General features: G+C 73.7%; 17 protein-coding genes. 10 read left to right on the top strand and 7 right to left on the bottom strand.

The genetic code is table 11. The features are described 5' to 3' along the window. Nucleotides 1-43 precede the first annotated feature (43 nt). Together AB0J00_RS03240 and AB0J00_RS03235 are read left to right on the top strand one after the other, a co-directional pair. Complete coding sequence (locus AB0J00_RS03240) at nucleotides 44-1978, top strand: nuclear transport factor 2 family protein (RefSeq protein ID WP_357740053.1); 1935 nt, start codon at nucleotides 44-46, stop codon at nucleotides 1976-1978. Nucleotides 1979-2055: 77 nt separating this feature from the next. Then, complete coding sequence (locus AB0J00_RS03235) at nucleotides 2056-3666, top strand: ABC transporter substrate-binding protein (protein ID WP_357740051.1); 1611 nt, start codon at nucleotides 2056-2058, stop codon at nucleotides 3664-3666. A gap of 88 nt (nucleotides 3667-3754) precedes the next feature. On the opposite strand, the gene AB0J00_RS03230 is transcribed toward AB0J00_RS03235, so the two are convergent. Further along, nucleotides 3755-5002 carry an MFS transporter gene (locus AB0J00_RS03230; protein ID WP_357740049.1) on the bottom strand — a complete coding sequence of 416 codons (1248 nt, stop codon included), beginning with the start codon at nucleotides 5000-5002 and terminating at the stop codon, nucleotides 3755-3757. Nucleotides 5003-5255: 253 nt separating this feature from the next. Between AB0J00_RS03230 and AB0J00_RS03225 the strand changes: the two genes are divergently transcribed. Both AB0J00_RS03225 and AB0J00_RS03220 read left to right on the top strand, forming a co-directional pair. Continuing rightward, nucleotides 5256-5663, top strand: a complete 408-nt coding sequence (locus tag AB0J00_RS03225) for a hypothetical protein (RefSeq protein WP_357740047.1) — start codon at nucleotides 5256-5258, stop codon at nucleotides 5661-5663. A gap of 96 nt (nucleotides 5664-5759) precedes the next feature. Further along, nucleotides 5760-6317, top strand: a complete 558-nt coding sequence (locus tag AB0J00_RS03220; protein WP_357740045.1) for a hypothetical protein — start codon at nucleotides 5760-5762, stop codon at nucleotides 6315-6317. A gap of 92 nt (nucleotides 6318-6409) precedes the next feature. Here the strand turns inward: AB0J00_RS03220 and AB0J00_RS03215 are convergent, their stop codons facing one another. Continuing rightward, complete coding sequence (locus AB0J00_RS03215) at nucleotides 6410-7813, bottom strand: PLP-dependent aminotransferase family protein (protein ID WP_357740041.1); 1404 nt, start codon at nucleotides 7811-7813, stop codon at nucleotides 6410-6412. 98 nt (nucleotides 7814-7911) lie between these two features. Here AB0J00_RS03215 and AB0J00_RS03210 point away from each other — a divergent pair, with 98 nt between their 5' ends. Both AB0J00_RS03210 and AB0J00_RS03205 read left to right on the top strand, forming a co-directional pair. Continuing rightward, a complete protein-coding gene (locus AB0J00_RS03210) occupies nucleotides 7912-9150 on the top strand; it encodes a Tm-1-like ATP-binding domain-containing protein (RefSeq protein WP_357740038.1) in 1239 nt (412 codons plus the stop codon). Nucleotides 9151-9153: 3 nt separating this feature from the next. Beyond that, nucleotides 9154-9978 (top strand): phosphoenolpyruvate hydrolase family protein, encoded by an 825-nt coding sequence (locus tag AB0J00_RS03205; protein ID WP_357740035.1) that lies wholly within the window; start codon nucleotides 9154-9156, stop codon nucleotides 9976-9978. 3 nt (nucleotides 9979-9981) lie between these two features. Here the strand turns inward: AB0J00_RS03205 and AB0J00_RS03200 are convergent, their stop codons facing one another. After that, complete coding sequence (locus AB0J00_RS03200; RefSeq protein ID WP_357740032.1) at nucleotides 9982-10605, bottom strand: antibiotic biosynthesis monooxygenase; 624 nt, start codon at nucleotides 10603-10605, stop codon at nucleotides 9982-9984. 179 nt (nucleotides 10606-10784) lie between these two features. On the opposite strand from AB0J00_RS03200, the gene AB0J00_RS03195 reads away from it, so the two are divergent. The 4 genes from AB0J00_RS03195 to AB0J00_RS03180 all read left to right on the top strand — a co-directional run bounded on the left by AB0J00_RS03195 (nucleotide 10785) and on the right by AB0J00_RS03180 (nucleotide 15440). Further along, entirely contained in the window at nucleotides 10785-12371 is a 1587-nt protein-coding gene (locus tag AB0J00_RS03195; RefSeq protein WP_357740029.1) for a helicase HerA-like domain-containing protein, read from the top strand. A gap of 20 nt (nucleotides 12372-12391) precedes the next feature. Beyond that, the gene (locus AB0J00_RS03190; protein ID WP_357740026.1) at nucleotides 12392-12955 is read left to right on the top strand and encodes a GIY-YIG nuclease family protein; all 564 of its coding nucleotides are present in this window, start codon (nucleotides 12392-12394) and stop codon (nucleotides 12953-12955) included. A gap of 201 nt (nucleotides 12956-13156) precedes the next feature. Then, complete coding sequence (locus tag AB0J00_RS03185) at nucleotides 13157-14035, top strand: hypothetical protein (RefSeq protein ID WP_357740023.1); 879 nt, start codon at nucleotides 13157-13159, stop codon at nucleotides 14033-14035. Nucleotide 14036: 1 nt separating this feature from the next. Next, the gene (locus tag AB0J00_RS03180) at nucleotides 14037-15440 is read left to right on the top strand and encodes a DUF4407 domain-containing protein (protein ID WP_357740021.1); all 1404 of its coding nucleotides are present in this window, start codon (nucleotides 14037-14039) and stop codon (nucleotides 15438-15440) included. Nucleotides 15441-15501: 61 nt separating this feature from the next. Here the strand turns inward: AB0J00_RS03180 and AB0J00_RS03175 are convergent, their stop codons facing one another. From AB0J00_RS03175 to AB0J00_RS03160, 4 genes are all read right to left on the bottom strand, one after another. Further along, complete coding sequence (locus tag AB0J00_RS03175) at nucleotides 15502-15717, bottom strand: hypothetical protein (protein ID WP_357740018.1); 216 nt, start codon at nucleotides 15715-15717, stop codon at nucleotides 15502-15504. A gap of 442 nt (nucleotides 15718-16159) precedes the next feature. Beyond that, nucleotides 16160-16498, bottom strand: a complete 339-nt coding sequence (locus tag AB0J00_RS03170; protein WP_357740015.1) for a hypothetical protein — start codon at nucleotides 16496-16498, stop codon at nucleotides 16160-16162. 44 nt (nucleotides 16499-16542) lie between these two features. Beyond that, entirely contained in the window at nucleotides 16543-18459 is a 1917-nt protein-coding gene (locus AB0J00_RS03165) for a primary-amine oxidase (RefSeq protein ID WP_357740012.1), read from the bottom strand. Nucleotides 18460-18528: 69 nt separating this feature from the next. After that, entirely contained in the window at nucleotides 18529-19980 is a 1452-nt protein-coding gene (locus AB0J00_RS03160; protein ID WP_357740009.1) for an APC family permease, read from the bottom strand. Nucleotides 19981-20107: the final 127 nt, after the last annotated feature.

Below are 20107 nucleotides of genomic sequence, written 5' to 3'. Positions count from 1 at the left end.
GAGCCGGCGAGCACGACATGGACCGCACGGCGGGAGGTCGGGCATGACCGGACGGACACGGGTGATCGACGAGCTGGCGCGGGACGTCGCGCGGGTCGAGTCGCTGCGGGAGGTCAAGGACCTGCAGCGCACCTGGGCCCAGCTCAGCCAGCTCGGCGAGTGGACGGCGATGGCCGACCTGTTCGCCGCCGACGGCACGATGCGGTGGGGCGACGAGGTCGTGCAGGGGCGGGCGGCGATCGCCGCCTGGCTCACCCGGCGGGCCGGCGCGATGGACGGCCGGACGCCGGGCTCGCTGCACACCGAGGTCGTCGACCAGCCGCTGGCCAACCTGTCCGCGGACGGCCGCACCGCGCGGGCGCGGTGGCAGCAGATGGCCTTCCTCGGCGACGGTGCCGGCCAGGCGCGGATCGAGGCCGGGCTGCAGGAGGACGAGTACGTCCTGGAGGACGGCCGCTGGCGGATCGCCCTCCTCCGGCACGTCCGGCAGTACGAGGGCGACTACGCCACGGGCTGGACGAACGTCGACGGCGCGGGCCTGCCGATCGTGCCGCCGCACTTCACCGTCGACGAGACCGGTGTGCCGGTGCCGCCGCCGGCCGGGCCCGCGTCGCGCACCGGCGCGAGCGCCGCCGACCTGGCCCGCCGCATCGACCGGCTCGAGGCCGAGGACGCGGTCCGCAACCTGCAGCACGCCTGCGGCTACTACGTCGACCGGAAGATGTGGACCGACGTGGTCGACCTGTTCACCGACGACGGCGTCGTCCGGATCGACGGGGTCGGGGAGTGCACCGGCCGGGACGGCGTGCGCGCGGCGCTGGAGCGGATGGGCGCCGAGGGCCTGCGGCACGGCGAGCTCAACGACCGCCCGCTGTTCGACCTGGTCGTCCAGGTGCAGCCGGACGGCCGTTCGGCGCGCACCCGCGGCATCGAGGTCGGCATGCTCGCCGACGTCGACCACGGCGCGGCCGGCTGGGAGTTCTCGGTGCTCAGCAGCTCCGCCGTCCGGGACGGCGACGTGTGGAAGCTGCGCGAGCTGCGGCTCACCCCGCTCCTGCGGGCCGACTACGACAAGGGCTGGGCCTCGGGCGGCACCTGGGCCCAGGGCGCCGACGCCGCCCCACCGGTGCTCGACGTCGCCGGCCGGACGCCTCCCGTGGCAGCCGGAACCGACGCCGCGGACCCCGACGTGACCGACCTGGCGCGCCGGCTGTCCCGCGCCCGGGCGTTCGACGGCGTGGAGAACGTGTCGGCCGCGTACGGGTTCTACATCGACGACCTGCAGTGGCCGCAGATGGCCGGGATCATCGCCGAGCACGGCAACAAGTCCTCGCCGTTCGCCGGGTACTACCTCGGCCGCCAGCGGATCCTGGGCGCGGCGCTGGCGTTCTACCGGCGGGCACTGCCGCCGGACGCGCTGCGCAGCCGGATCTCCTTCCACTGGCGCACCCAGCCGGTCGTGCACGTGTCGCACGACGGTCGGTCGGCCACGCTGCGCACCCGGCTGTTCCAGCCCCGCACCCAGGACGTGGTCACCCCGGGCTTCACCGGCTTCTTCTCCGGCATGTACCCGAACGACCAGGCGGTGCTGGAGGACGGCGTCTGGCGGCTGTGGAGCGTGACGATCGACGAGCCGTACTTCGAGTCGCCGACCTGGGCCGGCGGCTGGGGCTCGGCGGTCGACCGGCCGGCCGGGGCGCCCAACCCGCCGGGCAGCCGGCTGCTGGAGGTGTTCCCGCCCGACGTCCCGCTGACCGACCTCGGCGAGCGGGAGGAGGGGTTCCGCGGCGGCACCGGCACCACGGTGGAGTGGCCCGGGATCGTGCCGATGTGGTTCGCCTACGTGAACCCGGTGAGCGGGCGGGTGCCCGAGCGCTACTGGCCCGACTGCGTGACCGCGCAGCTGCGGCCGGAGACCAGCCTGACCGCCCACGGCTACGAGCTGCCGCCCACCGGGCCGCCGGCCGTGACCCCCTGACCGCGCGACGAGCGCCCCGAGCACGACCTCCCGGCACGACATCCCGGCACGACCTCGGCAACGGAGCGGAGAACCAGGTGACCAGGAAGAGCAGGCCCGCGCTCGCACTCCTCGCGGCGGCAGCCGTGCTGGCGGCGTGCGGCACCAGCGCAGCCGACTCGGGCGAGAAGACGGAGGCGGGGGAACCCCAGCGCGGCGGCACCGTCACGGTGCTGGAGCGCACCGACTTCGCCGGGTCGTGGCCGACCGGGCTCGACCCGGCCACGAACACCACCGGCGGCGCCAACATGACGCAGATGAACGCCGTCTTCGGCGGGCTGTTCGTGCTGGAGGCCGACGAGGACGGGAAGAACGCGAAGGTCGAGCCGGACCTCGCCAAGGGCTACGAGCTGGCGCCCGACGGGACGACGCTGACGATCACGCTGCGCCCCGGTGTCACCTTCAGCGACGGGACGCCGTTCGACGCCGCGGCCGTGGCGTGGAACCTCCAGCGCAACCTGGCCTCCACCTGCTCGTGCGCGCCGAAGTGGCCGCTGGCCGCGACCGACCCGATCACCACCCAGGGCGACGACACGGTCGTGGTGCATTTCAGCCGGCCCTACGCCGCGGTGGTCAACGCGTTCCCGGTGTCGAACGTCAACTGGATCGCCTCGCCGACCGCGTTCGAGAAGCTGGGCGCCGATGAGTTCAAGATCAAGCCGGTGGGCGCCGGGCCGTTCACCGTCGAGTCGAACACGCTCAACAGCGAGCTGGTGCTGGTGCGCAACCCCTCGTACTTCAAGGAGGGGCAGCCCTACCTGGACAAGCTGGTCGTGAAGTCGATCGAGGGTGACCAGCCCGCCTACCAGGCGCTGCTGGCCGGTCAGGCGCAGGCGTACGAGAGCATGCAGACCACCCCGCTGGTCGAGCAGGCCCGGGCCAACGGGGAGCTGCAGGTGACGCAGGCGCCGGCGACCTCGCCCTACCTGGTGCAGCTGAACACCGCGATCGCGCCGTTCGACGACCAGAAGGCCCGCGAGGCGATCTACTACGCCACCGACCCCGAGGCGATCAACAAGGGCATCTTCAAGGGCAAGACCGAGGTCGACCAGTCGTTCACCGGCTCCGGCGGGCTCTTCTACCAGAAGGACGTGCCCGGCTACCGCACCCACGACGTGGCCAAGGCCAAGGCGCTGGTGCAGGAGCTCGGCGGGCTGACCGTCGACCTCGGGGTGCTGTCCAGCTACGTCGCCGAGCAGGTCGGCACGGCGCTGAAGACCCAGTGGGAGCAGGCCGGGATCACCGTCAACCTGCACAGCGACCAGCTCAACGTGCTGATCAACAACTTCAAGTCGCAGCAGTGGCAGGCGATGCTGCAGACCGTCGGCGCCTGGGACCCGGCGGCCGGCACCGGCGTCACCTTCCGGTTCGGCTCCGGCTTCCCCTACAGCGGGGTCCGGGACGCCGAGCTCGACGGGCTGTTCGACCAGGCGGCGGCGTCGCTGGACGAGGGGTCGCGCAAGGACCTCTACGACCGGGCCGGGAAGCTGATCAGCGACAAGGCCTACGCGCCGTACATCCTGGCGATCACGCCGTCGAACGTCGCGGTGAAGGGCGTGCACGGGCCCGGGCTGACCACCCCGATCCCGCCGCTGGTGGGCGTCAACCCGACGATCCTGTGGGACTCGGTCTGGACGACGAACCGCTGAGCCCCGCCCGTACGAGGCAAAGGAAGCTCTGCACCCGTTTCGGGACCCAGAACCGGGTGCAGAGCTTCCTCTGCCTGGGGGCTGGAGGTCAGGCGGCGACGAGCTCCCGCTCCGGCTCGCGGGCGCGGCGGGTGGACGCGTGGTGGGCGAGCGCCGCGCCGACCACCAGCGCGGCGGCGACCGCGGGCAGCGCCAGCGCGGTGTCCGGGCCGAGGGAGTCGGTGACCGCGCCGGTGACCGCCGAGGCGACGGCCTGGCCGACGACGACCGCCGAGCCGAGCATCGTCATCGTGGTCGCCGACCGGCCGGCGGGGCTCAGCTGCGCACCGAGGCTGTACTGCGCGACGACGGTGGGCCCGACCCCGCAGCCGAGCACGGCCAGCGCCACGACCAGGGCGGGCACCGAGCGGGAGCTCGCGTAGAGCAGCGCGGCGGCCAGCAGCAGCGTGCCGAACGTCAGCCAGCGAGCCCGCAGGCTGAACCGCACCGGGAACGCCGCCGAGCCCAGCGCGAGCGCGGCCGAGCCGATGCCCATCACGCCGTAGAGCAGGCCGGCCCGGTCACCGTCGCCCCCGTCGGCGAGGAAGCCGGTGAGCGAGGTGAGAGTCGTGCCGAAGAAGAAGCCGATGCCCAGCGCGCCGACGACGACCGTCGTCAGCGGCAGGCGGAGCAGGTCGCGGGCGGGGGCCGGCTGCTGGGTCGTGTGCTCGGTGCCCGGGTCGACCCGGCCCGACGGGTGCAGGGCGAACGCGGTCACGAAGACGAAGGTCAGCGCGCTGGCGCCGGCGATCGCCAGCCACGGGGCGATCGCGGTGGCCAGCAGCCCGACGAGGAAGGGGCCGACGATGAAGACCGTCTCGTCGGCGGCCGACTCGTAGGCCATCGTGCTGCTGAGCACCTTCTCGCGGCGGTCCCGGTCGATGGCCCGCCGGATGATCGCCACCAGCCGGGTGCGTGACATGGGTGCGATCTGCGGCGCGGACATGCCGATCAGCACCGACAGCACCAGGACGGCGAGGTCGCTGGCGTCGCTGCCCACGACCAGCGGGAAGGCACCGAGCAGGGCGGCGTTGACCAGCCCCACCGGCACGAGCGTGCGGCGCTGGCCGAACCGGTCGACCGCAGCGCCGAGCAGCGGGCCGGCGACCGCGGTGCCGAGGCCCGCGCAGGCGGAGTTGAGGCCGCCGAGGGTGACCGAGCCGCGCTCGGCGACGACGAGCGTCAGCACGCCGACGGTCATCATCGCGAACGGCAGCCGGGCGATGAACGCCAGCGGGAAGTAGGAGAGGCCGGCGGACCGGATGAGCGGGTTGCCGGACGGGCGGGTGCGGGACATGACCTCTGCTGAAGATCGGGGTGGTGCCGCCTTGCTCCGTCAGCAGGTAGTTGCACGCACGCCCCGGCGTGGGACGTGCTGCCACCGTAACCGATGGCAGCGCCCGGGGCCCGGAGTTAGCACCCGTTGACGTCCCCGGCCGTGAGTGGCTGGTCGCGCTGCGTGGATGACACCGCTCTCACAGAAACGTGGCGGTCTCGGAACGACGAAGGTCCCTTACGCGGGCCGCGCACACGTGATGACGATCCGTGCCATGACGTCAGCAGAGGTCGTCGGAAGCCGCCAGCGCCGCCGCGAGCGGGCGCGCCTGCTCGTCGTGCTCGACGGCGCGACGGACGGTGCCTGCGAGCTGGCGCGGGCCCTGCGGGACGCCGTCCGGCAGGAGGGGAGCGTGCTCGCCTGCGCCGTGGTGCACCCGCGGGCGGACGAGGTCGAGCGCGAGCTCATCCGGGCCGAGCTGACGGCGGCGGTCGCGCGGGCCGAGTGCGCCACCGGGGTGCACGGCCGCACCGAGACCGCGCTGCTGGACCCGACGGTGTTCGAGGCGCTGGCGGCCACCGCGCGCGGCGGGACGCTGGTCGTCGTCCAGGAGCACCGGCGGGCGGTGCTGCGGTCCGCGCCGCCCCGGCCGCCGGCGCGGCTGCTCGCCCGGCCCGCCTGACCCGGCGCGCCGTTTCCCCAGCTCCGGGACCGGGCACTCCACCGACCCCAGCCCGAGGAGGAGCAACCAGTGGACACGTGGGTCATCGTCGTTCTCGTGATCGCAGCGATCGTGCTGCTCGCACTGATCGCGCTCGCGGTCGCCCGCCGCGGCAAGGCGGCGAAGGCGCGGAAGCAGGACCAGGCCCGCGAGGCGCTGCGGGAGTCCCAGATCCGCCAGGCCCGCGCGGACAAGCAGCAGGCGCTGGCCGACGAGCAGCTGGCCCGCACCCGGCGGGAGCGCGCGGAGGTCGAGGAGCGGATGGCGCTGGCCGAGCGCGAGGCGCAGGACCGGGCAGAGAAGGCGCAGACCGACCGGCGGGCCGCCCAGGAGCTGCGGGCGAAGGCGGACAAGCTGGCCCCCGGCCTGGCCGAGCGGGACGGCGGCCGGGTCGAGGCGGAGCAGCGTCCGGACGCCGGGCGGCACGCCCGCGCCGAGCAGGAGACGGACGCCGCGCACGAGCACGACACCGTCCGTGAGCCGAACGCGGTGCGCGAGCAGAACGCCGTGCGCGAGCAGAACGCCGTGCAGCAGCCGAACGTGGCCGAGCGCGCGCAGCACGAGACCCAGACGATCCGCAGCACGCCGTCCGGCGGTGGTGCGACCCGCGCCTGAACCGGCCACCGGTGCCCCGGGACCCCGCCGGGTCCCGGGGCACCGTGGTGTCCGGGGCGCTAGTGCTCTGCTGCCCACCAGGCAGCAGAGCACTAGCGCGGCTTCAACACCTCCAGCGCCTGGCGCAGCACCTCCGGCGGGTGCCACAGGGGCAACCGCAGGTGGGAGCCGAACCCGCCGTGCGCGGAGAACGCCGGACCCGGCACCACCGAGGTCCCGCGGCGGCGGGCCCGCTCGGCGAGGGCCACGGCGTCCCCGCCGGTGTCCACCCACAGTGCGGTGCCGCCGGCGGGCCGGCCCCACCGCCAGTCCGGCCGCAGCTCGTGCAGCAGATCCTCGGTGGACGCGAGCCGGGCCCGCAGCGCGGAGCTGCGCTCGGCGCGGGCCCGGTCGGTGCCGGCCAGCAGGTCGGCGGCGAGCATCTGCTCGATCACCGCCGAGCCCAGGTCGACCGCGCGGCGCAGCGCGATCAGCCGGGCGATCACCGGGTGCGGTGCCCGCACCCAGCCGACCCGCAGGCCACCCCACAGCAGCTTCGACGCGGTCCCGACGACGATGGTGCGGTCCGGCGGGGTGGCGGTGGCCAGGAACGGGCGGACGCCGCGGTCGTCGAGCACCAGGTCGGCCGAGGAGGCGTCCTCGACGACCACGACGTCCTCGTGCGCGGCGAGCAGGTCGGCCAGCGCCCGCCGCACCCCGGCGCCGATCGACGAGCCGGTGGGGTTGTGCGCCACCGGCTGGCAGTAGAGCACCCGGGGCCGGCGGCGCAGCGCGTGCGCGAGCAGGTCGAGGTCGGGGCCGTCCGGGCGCACCGGCACCGACGTCAGCGTCGCGCCGCGCGCCCGGAACACCTCCAGCGCACCCCGGTAGGTGGGCTCCTCGACGACCACGCCGTCCCCGGGGCCGACGAGCACCTGGGCGAGCAGCCACAGCGCCTGCTGCGAGCCGGAGGTGACCAGCACCTGCTCGGCGTCGGTGGGCAGGCCGTCGCGGTCGAACTGGGCGGCGACCGCGGCGCGCAGCCGGGGGAGCCCGGCCGGGTGGTAGCCGTCCCGGTCCAGCTCGGCGCGCAGCTCGGCGAGGTCCAGCCGGGCCGCGGCCTCGGCGATGAACGGCAGCCCGGGCAGCGCGCCGCTGGACAGGTCGACGCCGCCCGCGTCGTGCCCGGTGAACGACGACAGCCGGCCGTCGGTGCGCACCCCGGAACCGAGCACCGACCGCGGGGCGACCAGCCGCGCGCCCGAGCCGGGCCGGGCGACGAGCTGCCCGCCGGCGCGCAGCCGCTCGTAGGCGTCGGTGACGGTGACCCGGGCGGTGCCCAGCGCCTGCGCGAGGGTGCGCTGGGAGGGCAGCCGGGTGCCGTCGGCCAGCACCCCGGACGCCAGCAGGTCGCCGATCGCGGTGGCCAGGGCGGTGGGCAGCGTGGTGTCCGGCCGGGTCCAGCGGCCGAGCAGCCGGGCGAGGGCGGCGGCGTCGAGCCGGGGGTCAGCGGGCACCGGGTGATCCCATCCGCAGACCAGTCGGGGTGCAACTGGTCTGGCCGGCGGCGCCACGGGTGGACGACGGTGCGGGCAGCGGAGAGAGGAGGCGGTCGATGGCGACCGTGGTTCTGGTGGGCACGCACGACACCAAGGGCGAGGAGTACGGCTGGTTGCGCGCGCAGCTCGAGGCCGCCGGGTGCGCGGTGGTCGCGGTCGACGTCGGCAGCTTCACCGAGAACTCGCCGGCCGTGGATGTGACCTCCACCCAGGTGGCCGCGCGGTCGGGCGTGGACGTCGCGCCGCTGCTGGAGGCGCGGGACCGCGGCGCGGTGATGGACGCGATGGGCCGCGGTGCGGCGGTCGTCGTCCGCGAGCTGTTCGACCGCGGCGAGCTGCACGCCTTCCTCGCCGTGGGTGGCTCGAGCGGCTCGTCGGTGGCCGCGCCCGCGATGGCGGCGCTGCCGGTCGGCGTCCCGAAGCTGCTGGTGTCGACGATGGCCTCCGGTGACGTGTCGCCGCTGGTCGGGCAGTCCGACGTCACGCTGATGTACTCGGTCGTCGACATCTCCGGGCTGAACTCCATCTCCCGCGCGGTGCTCGGCAACGCGGCGGCGGCCGCGGCCGGCATGGCCGTCGCCTACGAGCGGCGGACGGCGGAGGCGCAACCAGACGAGGCGCCGCTGGTGGCCGCGACGATGTTCGGGCTGACCACCCCGGCGGTCGACGAGGCGCGCGCCCGGCTGACCGAGCTGGGCTACGAGGTGCTGGTCTTCCACGCCACCGGCGCCGGTGGGCGGGCGATGGAGGGCCTGGCCGACGCCGGGCTGCTGGCCGGGGTGCTGGACGTGACCACCACCGAGCTCGCCGACGACCTGGTGGGCGGGGTGCTCACCGCCGGTCCGCACCGGCTGGAGGCCGCCGGCCGGCGCGGCATCCCGCAGGTGGTCAGCGTCGGGGCGTTGGACATGGTCAACTTCGGCGGCCGCGAGACGGTGCCGGACCGGTTCGCGGACCGGCAGTTCCTGGTGCACAACCCGACCGTCACGCTGATGCGCACCACCCCGGAGGAGAGCGCGGAGCTGGGCCGGCGCATCGCGGCCAAGGTCGCCGCGGCCACCGGACCGGCCGAGGTGCTGCTGCCGGTGGGCGGGGTGTCGGGGATCGACGTCCCCGGTGGGCCGTTCGCCGACGCGCACGCCGACGAGGCCCTGTTCACCAGCGTCCGCGACGGGCTGGCCGGCACGGGCGTGCCGGTCACCGAGTTCGACGGCGCGATCAACGACCCCGGCTTCGGCCGGCTGGCCGCCGAGCGGCTGCACGCCCTCATCACCGCGGCCCCGGAGGAGGACTGACCCATGGACGCAGCGACTGCACGCGCGCGGCTGCTGGCCACCGCGGCCGCGGGCCGGCCGATCATCGGCGCGGGCGCCGGCACCGGCCTGTCCGCGAAGGCCGCGGAGGCCGGCGGCGTCGACCTGCTGATCATCTACAACTCCGGCCGCTACCGGATGGCCGGCCGCGGGTCGCTGGCCGGGCTGATGCCCTACGGCGACGCGAACGCGATCGTGGTCGACATGGCCCGTGAGGTGCTGCCCGTGGTGCGGGACACCCCGGTGCTCGCCGGGGTGTGCGGCACCGACCCGTTCCGGCTGATGGGGCCGTTCCTCGACGAGCTGGCCCGGATCGGCTTCGCCGGGGTGCAGAACTTCCCGACCGTCGGGCTGATCGACGGGACGTTCCGGGCGAACCTCGAGGAGACCGGCATGGGCTTCGACCTCGAGGTCGAGATGGTCCGTGCCGCGCACGAGCGGGGCCTGGTGACGGCGCCGTACGTGTTCGACGCCGAGCAGGCGGTGGCGATGACCGAGGCGGGTGCGGACGTGCTGGTGCCGCACATGGGCCTGACCACCAGCGGCACCATCGGCGCGCAGACGGCGATGACGCTGGACGACGCGGTCGCCCGGGTGCAGGAGCTGCGGGACGCCGCGGTGGCCGTGCGCCCCGACGTCCTGGTGCTGTGCCACGGCGGGCCGATCGCCGAGCCCGCCGACGCGCAGTACGTGCTGGAGCACACCACCGGCATCGCCGGCTTCTTCGGGGCGTCGTCGATGGAGCGGCTGCCCACGGAGAAGGCGATCGCCGGGCAGGCCGCGGAGTTCAAGGCGCTCCGACTGGGGTGACCCTCACGCCATCTCGGGCACCCGCAGGTGGGCCAGCACCAGGTCGAACTCGGCCACCTCGGTGATGGTCGTCCCCGCCGACCGGGTGAACTCGTCACGCATGGCCGAGGCCCGCTCGCTGGCCCGCCGCAGGGCGTCGCGGCTCTCGTAGGTGACCGCGGTGACGGCGTGCCGCCCGGCCAGGTCGACCAGCAGGCTGACACTGCAGAAGCCGGGCAGGTCCTCCAGCTGCGACATGACGCCCATCCGGAAGCGATCGACCATGCCGTCCGCGGTGCCCATGGTGAGGTCGGACCAGATGACCCGGGTGGCGGCGCCGTCGCCGGAGGGGTGCGTGCGGTGCAGCACGGCGATCCGCCACTCGCCGACCTCGACGCTGTCGGCGCGCATCACCTCGGCGGCCTGCCGGCGGCTCTCCTTCACGGCCTCGGCGCTGGCGTGCATCGCCGTCTCGTCGGCCCATGCGGACGTCACTATGCACCGGCCGGCGTCCCTGTCGGCGAGCATCGACATCCCGACGCAGCCGCTCATGCCCTGCAGCGTCGGCCAGACGCGGTCGCGGACCTGCTCGATGCCTGCCTCCACCGCGGTGGGGGCACCGCGGACGATGGTGGTCCTGGCGAACATGGCGTCGCACCTCCTCGCGGCGGGCGCCGGCGGCACCGCCGCGAGGAGGACTGTCCTCGCCGGTCGGGTGATCGGCGGTGCCTTCTCGGCGGCCGGTGGACCGCGACGGCGTTTCTGACGGTGCGTGAGCAGGCGCCGTCGACCTGCCTTCTCCCCGGTCCGGCGCTAGCGTCCGGCGCGTGACGGAGACGACCCCCGCGGACGACGCCGCGACCCGCATCGCTGCCGGCTACGAGACCGCCGGGCCGGCACTGGTGCTCGGCTCGGTCGTGCACGACGGCGCGCCGCACCCCGACGCCCAGGTGCGGGTGCCGCTGGCGATGCTCAACCGGCACGGCCTCATCGCCGGGGCGACCGGCACCGGCAAGACGAAGACGCTGCAGCTGCTGGCCGAGCAGCTGTCAGCGGCGGGGGTGCCGGTCGTGGTCGCCGACGTGAAGGGCGACCTGAGCGGGCTCGCGGCGCCGGGGGCAGGTGGCGACCGGGTCACCAAGCGCGCCGCGGACACCGCCGACAGCTGGGCGGCCACCGGCTTCCCGGTCGAGTACCTGTCCTTGGGCGGCATCGGGCCGGGCGTGCCGGTGCGGGCGACGATGACCGGCTTCGGGCCGGTGCTGCTGTCGAAGGTGCTGGACCTCAACGCCACGCAGGAGAGCTCGCTCGGGCTGGTGTTCCACTACGCCGACCAGGCGGGCCTGCCGCTGCTGGACCTCAAGGACCTGCGGTCGGTGATCAGTTGGCTGGTCAGCGACGAGGGGAAGGGCGACCTCAAGGGGTTGGGCGGGCTGTCGGCGAGCACCGCGGGGGTGCTGCTGCGCGAGTTGATCGGGCTGCAGGAGCTCGGCGGCGACGTCTTCTTCGGGGAGCCGGAGTGGGAGCCGGCGGACCTGATGCGGACCGCGGCCGACGGGCGCGGGGTGATCAGCGCGGTGGAGCTGCCCGCCGTCCAGGACCGGCCCGCGTTGTTCTCGACGTTCCTGATGTGGCTGCTGGCCGAGCTGTTCGAGGAGCTGCCGGAGGTTGGTGACGTCGAGAAGCCGAAGCTGGTGTTCTTCTTCGACGAGGCGCACCTGCTGTTCGCCGACGCGAGCAAGGCCTTCCTGGAGTCGGTGACGCAGACGGTGCGGCTGATCCGGAGCAAGGGCGTCGGGGTGTTCTTCGTGACGCAGAACCCGACCGACGTGCCGAGCGGGGTGCTGGGGCAGCTGGGCAACCGGGTGCAGCACGCGCTGCGCACGTTCACGCCGGAGGACGCGACCGCGCTGCGCAAGACGGTGTCGACGTTCCCCAAGTCGAAGGACTACGACATCGCCGAGATGCTGCCGGCGTTGGGGATCGGTGAGGCGGCAGTGACGGTCTTGTCGGACCGGGGGACGCCGACGCCGGTGGCCTGGACGATGCTGCGCTCGCCGCGGTCGCTGATGGGGCCGGTGGAGCCGGACGCGCTGACCCAGGCGGTGGCGGGCTCGCCGCTGCACGCCAAGTACGGGCAGGCGGTGGACCGGGAGTCGGCGTACGAGCGGCTGGCGACCCGGCTCGCGCCGCCGCCGGCTGCTCCTGCCCCCGAGGCGCGGGCACCGAAGCCGTCGGCGAAGGAGCCGGCGCCGCGTCGCCGGTCGCCCGAGCGGGAGCCCGAGCCGTCGGGTGGCGTGGTGGCCGATGTGCTCGGCTCAGCGGCGTTCAAGTCGTTCGCGCGGTCGGCGGCGTCGGCGCTGGGCCGGGAGATCACCCGCGGCCTGTTCGGCACCCGTAAGCGCAGGCGGTAGCCACCCGCTTGACTGTCGGCATGGACGAGGTGCTGAGCGCGCTGCGGTCGGAGCCGGTGGAGCTGGCGTCGGTGCCGGCGAGCGTGCCGGCGGAGCCGGGGCTGTACGCGTGGTGGGCGTCGTTCGGTGCGGTGCCCGGGATCTCCGGGCCCCGGCACCCGGTGGCCGACGTCCAGCTGCTGTACGTGGGCATCGCCCCGAACAGCGCCGCGTCGAAGGCGACGCTGCGGAGCCGGGTGGTCGGCGACCACATCCGCGGGACGACGGGGGAGTCGACGCTGCGCCGGTCGCTGGCGGCGCTGCTGAGCGAGCAGCAGGGCTGGCGCAGCCGGTGGACGTCGCGGCCGGTGCTGGTGAACCGGGACGAGCTGCGGCTGTCGGAGTGGATGGGGGAGCGGCTGCGGCTGTCGTGGGCGGTGCACCCGGAGCCGTGGACGCTCGAGGCCGCGGTCATCGCCGAGCTGGAGCCGCCGCTCAACCAGGCCGACGACTCCGCGCACCCGCTGTATGAGCACGTGCGCGACGCCCGCAGGCGCTGGCGGGAGGCGGCGAAGACGGCTGGGTCGTCGAACAACGTGCGCTGACGGCCAGTTCTTGCCCCTCCAACGGGCACTCCGCGCACATCGTTCGGACGCGGCGCCTCCTCACAACGCGTGAGCCCGCCACCTGGACGGGTGCGGCCCGGCCGGGTGAACGCGGCGACAGAGCGTGACGACCGCTGTTACCTAGTTCCCTGACGACGGGACCGATCCGGGACCCGGCGCGTGTCCGTACACGGGGGGAACATGTTCCGGGAGCCGCTGCGCCGCGACCCGCTGGTCATCGGCTGGGCGATCGGCCTGGCGGTCCTGGCGCTGATCGCGCTCAACGCGAACACCACCTGGAGCGGCCACCTCGAGGCCGACCGCGTCGCCGGTTTCCTGCGCGACCTGGCGGCGATGCTCTTCCTGTCGCTGCTCGTGCTGTGGCTGCTCGCCTGGCTGCGGAGCGCGGTGACCGGCACGCGGCGGCGCCCCGCGCGGGCACCCCGCCGTCCCGCCCGTGAGCCGTTCGCCCCGTTCCCCTGGACCGACCGCTGGCTGCGCGACTGGCGCGAGGACGCCGGCCGGCAGGGCGCTGCGCCCGCGCAGCCGGAGGCGCCGCGACCGGTCACCTGCCGGCACGGCCGCCCGGTCGACGCGCCGGTCCCCGCCGACCAAGCGCCGGTGCTCTGCGCGCTCGCGGTGAACCACCCCGTCGTCCGGCCGGGGTCGAGCGTGAGCGTCACCTGGTGCTTCGAGCACGCGACGGACGTCGACGTCGACGGCCGGCCCGGCCACCCGGCGTGCGGCGAGGCGCTGGTGCAGGTCGACGCCAGCCGCCGCATCGAGGTGGTCGGCCGGAACGAGCACGCGACGACGCGGGTGGCGACGGCGACCGTAGTCGCGCAGGACGTGCCCACCGTCCACCTGCCGACGGTGACCGCGCCGCCGCCGGTGTCGCTGCACACCGACGTGCTCGCCACGGTCGGTGCCCCGAGCGGCGTCACGCGCCGGCTCGACGAGTTCTGGGCCACCCAGGAGGAGCTGCGGCCGCGCCTGTCGGCGCCGCCGCCCCTGGTGGGTGTGCCGACGTCCGTGATCGACGGCCTGCGGCGGGTGCGCCGCGGGAACGGGGAGAGCTGAGATGACGCTGCGGGAGATGCTGCGGGTGCCTGTCCGGGCCGTGCGCACGGTGCGGGCCGGCGGCAAGCGCGCGGTCGGCGAGGGGCTGCTGACCGTGTCCGGCGCCAACCGGGACGTGCTGCGGGACGCGCCGAAGGAGCGCACCAAGCAGGTCGCGATGGGCGCGGTGCTCGTGTCCTCGGCGGGGATCGCCGCGGTGTCGGGGAGCTACGCCTTCCACGTGGCGCTGCACCTGCCGTGGGTGCTCGCCTTGGTCGCTGGGCTCGCGTGGGGCCTGGTGATCCTCAACCTGGACCGCTGGCGGGTCGTCTCCTCACCGCGGCTGACGACCAAGCTCGGCACCCTCGGCCTGGCGCTGCCGCGGCTGCTGCTGGCGGTGCTCATCGGCGCGGTGATCTCGACGCCGCTGACGCTCGCCGTCTTCAGCTCGGAGATCAACACCGAGGTGAAGGTGATGGCCGCCGAGGAGGAGGACGCCTTCACCAAGAAGCTGGCCGCCGACAGCCGCTACGACGAGCTGCCGCAGCTGCGGGACCAGCAGGCCGCGCTGCAGACCGACCTGCAGAACGGCGTCACCGACGCGGACGTGAACGCCGACCCGGCCGTCGTCGCTCTGCAGAGCCAAGTAGACGATGTCACCGCGCGGTACAACGCAGCCGTTCAGGCTGTCTTCGCAGAGACGGACGGCAGCGGCGGGACAGGGGTTCCGGGCATCGGCGCCGCGGCCCTGGAGAAGATGGCGGAACGCGACCGCCTACGGGCGGAGCTGGACGGCCTTCAAGGGCAGCTGGACGCGCTCAAGCCGCAGGTTCGGGCGCAGCTGCAGGACGAGGAGACCAAGAAGTCGGCCGACCAGAAGCGGCAGCTGGCCGCGCTGACGGCGCAGATCGCGGGCACCGAGAAGCAGCGGGCCGCCGAGATCGCGGCGCACCGCGAGGCGGTCGGTCAGGGCGACGGCATCCTCGCCCGGCTGGAGGCGCTGGGCCGCCTGCAGGACGGCAACCCGTCCGCGGCGACGGCGCACTGGCTGCTGTTCGCGTTCATGGCCGCGCTGGAGTGCATGCCGATCCTGTTCAAGACGATGCTCGCGCTCGCGCCGCCGTCGCTGTACGAGCGGCTGACCGCCCTCGACGAGGAGCGGGCCGAGGCGAAGGTGCGGCTGCGGATGCAGACCGAGTACGAGGAAGCTGAGACCCTCGCCCGGTCGGCGCTGGCCGCTGCCGAGGCACGGGCGGCGCGCACGCTCGAAGCCGAGTCGCGGGCGACCGGCATGGTGCTCGACGCGCAGCTCGCGGTCACCCAGGCGGACGTCGACCGCTGGCGCGACACCGAGCTCGGCCGCCGGGCGGACGACGACCTGGAGTCCCTGCTCCGCGACCCGAACGTGGTCGCCGCCGCCGAGTAGTCCCTCCGGGACGCTGGTGCTCTGCTGCCTGGTGGGCAGCAGAGCACCAGCGCCGGTGAGGTCAGGGGCAGAGCTCGGAGAGCTTCACGACGGCGAAGTCGATCTGGCCCTCCGCGTTGCCGGTGACGTGCTGGCCGGCGGCGACGTTCTGGCCGCAGACCTTCCAGTCGCGGTCGAGCACCTGGTGCCGGCTGCCCAGCGCGTCGTGCGAGTCGCTGAAGAAGACGCCGAGCGTCTGCAACTTGTCCTGAGCGTCCTGCAGCACCGTCCCGGTCATGTCCGGCATGGTGAAGTCGACCGTGGCGGCCGCCGAGGTGACCGGCTGGGACGTCGACACGGCGGCCGGCGTCGGCGCGATCGGGATCGAGGACGCCGTCGCTGCGGCCGCGGGCTGAGGCGCCGGCGACGTGACCGTGACGGTGGCCGGGCTCGCCACGGCGTCGTCCCCGCCGCCGCAGGCCGCGAGCAGCGGCAGTGCGGCTGCGACGAGCAGTGCAAGTGTGGACTTCTCGTTCATCTGTTCTCCCCGTGGATGTGCTGAGCACGGGGACGGTAGGTGGTGGCATCCGGCAACGACCGCGTCCGCCAGAGCAGGCGTGTCGGCAGGAAGCCGCAGCTCAGCAGGTGCATAGCGGGCACCCTGAGCCCCACCCGTCACCGGACGCGCTGGTGCTCTGCCCGCCGTGGGCGGGCAGAGCACCAGCGTCGGGGAGCACGGGTCAGGGACGGCGGGTGAGCGCGGCACCTCCCGCCAGCGCGAGCTGGACGCCGACCAGGCCGAGGCCCAGCCACATGAGCGAGCCCGTCGACGAGCCGTGCGACATGCCGTTCATCGCGTGGTCGCCGGAGTCGCCGAGCATCTGCAGGTGCACGACCAGCATCGCCGCGTCCACCAGCGCGGTGAGCCGCCAGACCGAGGCGGTCGGGAACCGCCACAGGTGCCACGCGCACGGCAGGCACGCCGCCGCCATCGCCACCATCAGCAGCGACCCCAGCGACGAGCTGTCGAGCAGCAGGAGGTGGACGACCGCCGAGCCGAGCGCGGCGACCGCGGCCACCCGGCCGAGAGCGACAGTGCGCGGTGGAGCAAGAACGGCGGTCGTCACGAGCAGTGCCCCTCGCCCGAGGACGCGCAGTGCGAGGAGGTGGAGCGAGGCACCCCGAGCGCCGGGTTCCGGTCGAAGAACCCCACCGGCTTGAGCGAGAAGCCGGAGTAGTCGGTCGGCATGACCGGCCAGTCCTCCGGGCGCGGGTAGTGGGTCAGCCCGAACGTGTGCCACAGGACCACGTCCGCGTTCTCGAGGGGTGCGTCGTCCGCGACGAAGGCCGGCAGCCCGCCGTCCCCGGGGTGCTGGTTGACGAAGTCGCCGGCCGCGTACTTCTCGGCCGGGTCGTACGCCGTCACCCACAGGCTCTTGGTCGAGAACGCCGCCCGCGACGCCACCGACGACGAGTCGTCGGCCAGCAGCACCGGCGACGCCTCCGGGTGCAGCGCGTACCCGACCGGCTGCCCGAGCCGGTTCGTGACCGACGGGTTGACGATGTGCCAGGTCCGCCCGACCGTCGCGTCGGTGACCCGGGCCGCGGACGACTCGGACGTCAGCGGTGTCAGCCGCCGGGTGAACGCGTTGCCGTACGGGTTGGTCTCCGACACCGGCACGCGGACGGCGTCCACCTCGTGCACCGTGTTGCCGACCCCGTCGACGGCCATGTCCAGCCGCGCGGAGAACAGGTGCTGGTGGAACGGCGCGCCTAGGCCGGGGGCGATCTCGGTGGCGTACGGGTGCTCCTCCCCGCGGTAGGCGGAGGTGAACACGATGCCGGTGGCCTTGCAGTCGAGGCTGATCGTGCCGTCGGTGTAGAGGTACCAGTAGAAGCCGTAGTCGTAGTTGCCGATGGTGGTGAAGAAGCTGATCACCAGCCGCCGCGACCGCCGGGTCTCGACCATGCCGTTGAAGATGTCGGTGTGCTTCCAGCCGACGCCGTAGTCCTCCTCGTGGAGGCAGATGGCGTTCTTGATGACCCGCGGGTTGCCGTCCTCGTCGGCGAGCGTGCCGTCGAAGTAGTGGATCTCGCCGAGGCAGTCGCAGCCGAGCTCGAGGGAGTTCGTGTACCGGGCGAAGAGGTACTCGCCGGTGTCGAAGTAGTTCTGCCAGAACCGCACCGGTGAGGGGTCGGCGTAGGGCACGACCATCTCCGAGATCGACGCCCGGTGCACCACCGACCGCCCGTCGATCGACAGCTGGTTGAGGACCAGCCCCTCGCGGGCGTCGAAGCCGACCCGGAACTCCCAGCCGGCCCAGCGCACGACGTCGTCCTCGACGGTGAACGACGCCCCCTCGGGCTGGGTGATCTCGATCGGCTTGAGGTCGCGCGGGGCGTCGGGGGTGAGCTCGGCGCGCTCGGCCGGCACGGGCAGGTCGAAGTGGTCCTGGACGTCGATCGCCACGCCGCGGGTGATGTCGACGAACGCGACAACGCCGTCGACCGGGTGCGCCCACGGCAGGTCGGTGGGGTCGGCCTGGTGGAAGCCGAGCACCCGGACGACGCGGTGCCCGGACTCGTCGGGGAAGTAGGAGCCCGCCGACAGCGGGACGCTCCGCACGTCGGCGACGTCCAGGCCGCGCTTGGCCATCGCGGTGACCCAGCGCTCGTCGGCGGCCAGGATCGGCTCGATCGCCTCGAACTCGGCGTCCAGGATCGGCACCTGCCCGTCGGCGACCGCGTCGATGGCCTTGTTCTCCACGACCGCGCCGCCGGTGAGCGAGACGACGACGTCGCTGCCGTTGCCGGTGGCGCGGTCGAGCAGCAGCACGCGGGCCGAGCGCTCGACCGGGTCGCCGGGCTGCCAGGCGAGCACCACGCTCTTGTGCGGCTCGTGCAGGCCGACGTAGACGAACTTCGTCTGCTCGCCGACCAGGCCGGCCTCGACGACGATCTCGCGGGCGGCGGCGAACTCCGCGGCGGACAGCCGGGAGAGCGGGTGGCTGGCGGTGGTGACCGGAGCGGTCATCGTCATGGTTCTGCAGTTCCTTTCAGGTTCCGGTTTGTCGCTAGAAAACCGGGCCGGTTCTCGCGACAAAGCGGGTCAGTGGGTGAGGTCGGTGGCGGTGAGGGCGGCGGCCGACGGCCGGGCCTTGGCGAGCACGAGCCCCGCGGCGAAGAAGGCGACGATCACGACACCGGCCGTGATGCCGAGCGCGGTGGAGCCGCCCATCAGCAGCGCCAGGTTCTTGACCAGGACGACGAGGATCGCGGCGAGCCCGACGAAGCCGAGGCCGGGCGCAATGAGGGTCTGCCAGGGCCGGGTGTCGAGCTTGGTGCGGCGGAAGAACAGCAGCACCGCGGCGCAGGTGAGCAGCATCAGCGCGACGATGGCGACGGTCGAGATGCCCGACAGCCAGGTGAACACCTCGAGCACGGGGTCCAGGCCCGCGATCGCGCAGGCGGCGAGGAGCACGACGCTGACCGCCGTCTGGGCCAGCGAGGCGGTGGCGGGGGAGGCGTGCCGGGTGTGCGCCGTCCCGAGCCGGCTGTGCAGCACGCCGGTGTTGCCGAGGTTGAAGTAGTAGCGGGCCAGCACGTTGTGGAAGCTCAGCGCGCAGGCGAACAGGCTGGTCACGAGCAGGACGTTGAGGACGTCGGCGGCCGCCGTCCCGATGTAGGTCTGCGCGGTGTCGACGACCATGGAGCCGGGGTCCGCACCGGCGCGGGCGACCGCGGCGTCGTCGCCCCAGGCGGTGACGATCGCCCAGCTGGACACCGAGTAGAAGACGCCGATGATCGCCAGGCTCAGGTAGGTGGCGCGGGGGATGGTGCGCTGGGGCTCGCGGGCCTCGTCGCGGAACACCGCCGTCGCCTCGAAGCCGATGAACCCGGCGATGGCGAACATCAGGCCGAGCGCGGGGGAGCCGGAGGTGATGGCCGACGGGCTGACGATCCCGGTCGAGTAGCCCTCGGGCCCGCCGCCCTTGGCGACGATGAACAGGTCGAGGACGACGACGATCGCGATCTCGGCGACCAGCAGCAGCCCGAGCACCTTGCTGGACAGGTCGATGTGCCGGTAGCCGAGGACGCCGATCACGGCGATGACGGCCATCGTCCACACCCACCAGGGCGGGGAGGCGGCGCCGTAGCGGCCGAGCAGGTCGCTGATCGCCTGGCCGATGTAGCCGAACACCGCGCCCTGGATGGTGATGTAGGTGAGCAGCGCCAGCAGTGCCGCGCCCAGGCCCATCGGCCGACCGAGGCCGCGGGAGATGTAGCTGTAGAAGGCGCCGGCCTGCGGCACGTGCGGGGTCATCGCGACGAAGCCGACGGCGAAGAACATCAGCACGATCGCGCTGATCGCGTAGCTGGCCGGGTAACCGGTGCCGTTGCCGATGACGATGCCGATCGGCACGGAGCCGGCGATCACGGTGAGCGGGGCGGCGGCCGCGACGACCATGAAGATGATCGAGCCGACGCCGAGTGAGCCGGAGAGGCTGCGGGACTTCGTGTCGGGTGCTGTGCTGCTGACGGGTGGGTCGGCGACGGCCATCGGCGGTCTCCTGCGATCGGCGGCGCTCTCTCGGCGCCGTTCGTCCGCAGACCCTGCTGGCGGCGGTTTGCCGCTGCGTCTCGCGTTGCTGACGTTCTCTGCGTTCCCGAGTGAGAAGCCCGGGCGT

The sequence above is a fragment of the Modestobacter sp. NPDC049651 genome, from assembly GCF_040659695.1.
In the GTDB taxonomy this organism is placed as follows: domain Bacteria; phylum Actinomycetota; class Actinomycetes; order Mycobacteriales; family Geodermatophilaceae; genus Modestobacter.
The sequence above is the reverse complement of the archived record's forward strand: the minus strand, read 5'-3'. Positions and strand labels throughout refer to the sequence as shown.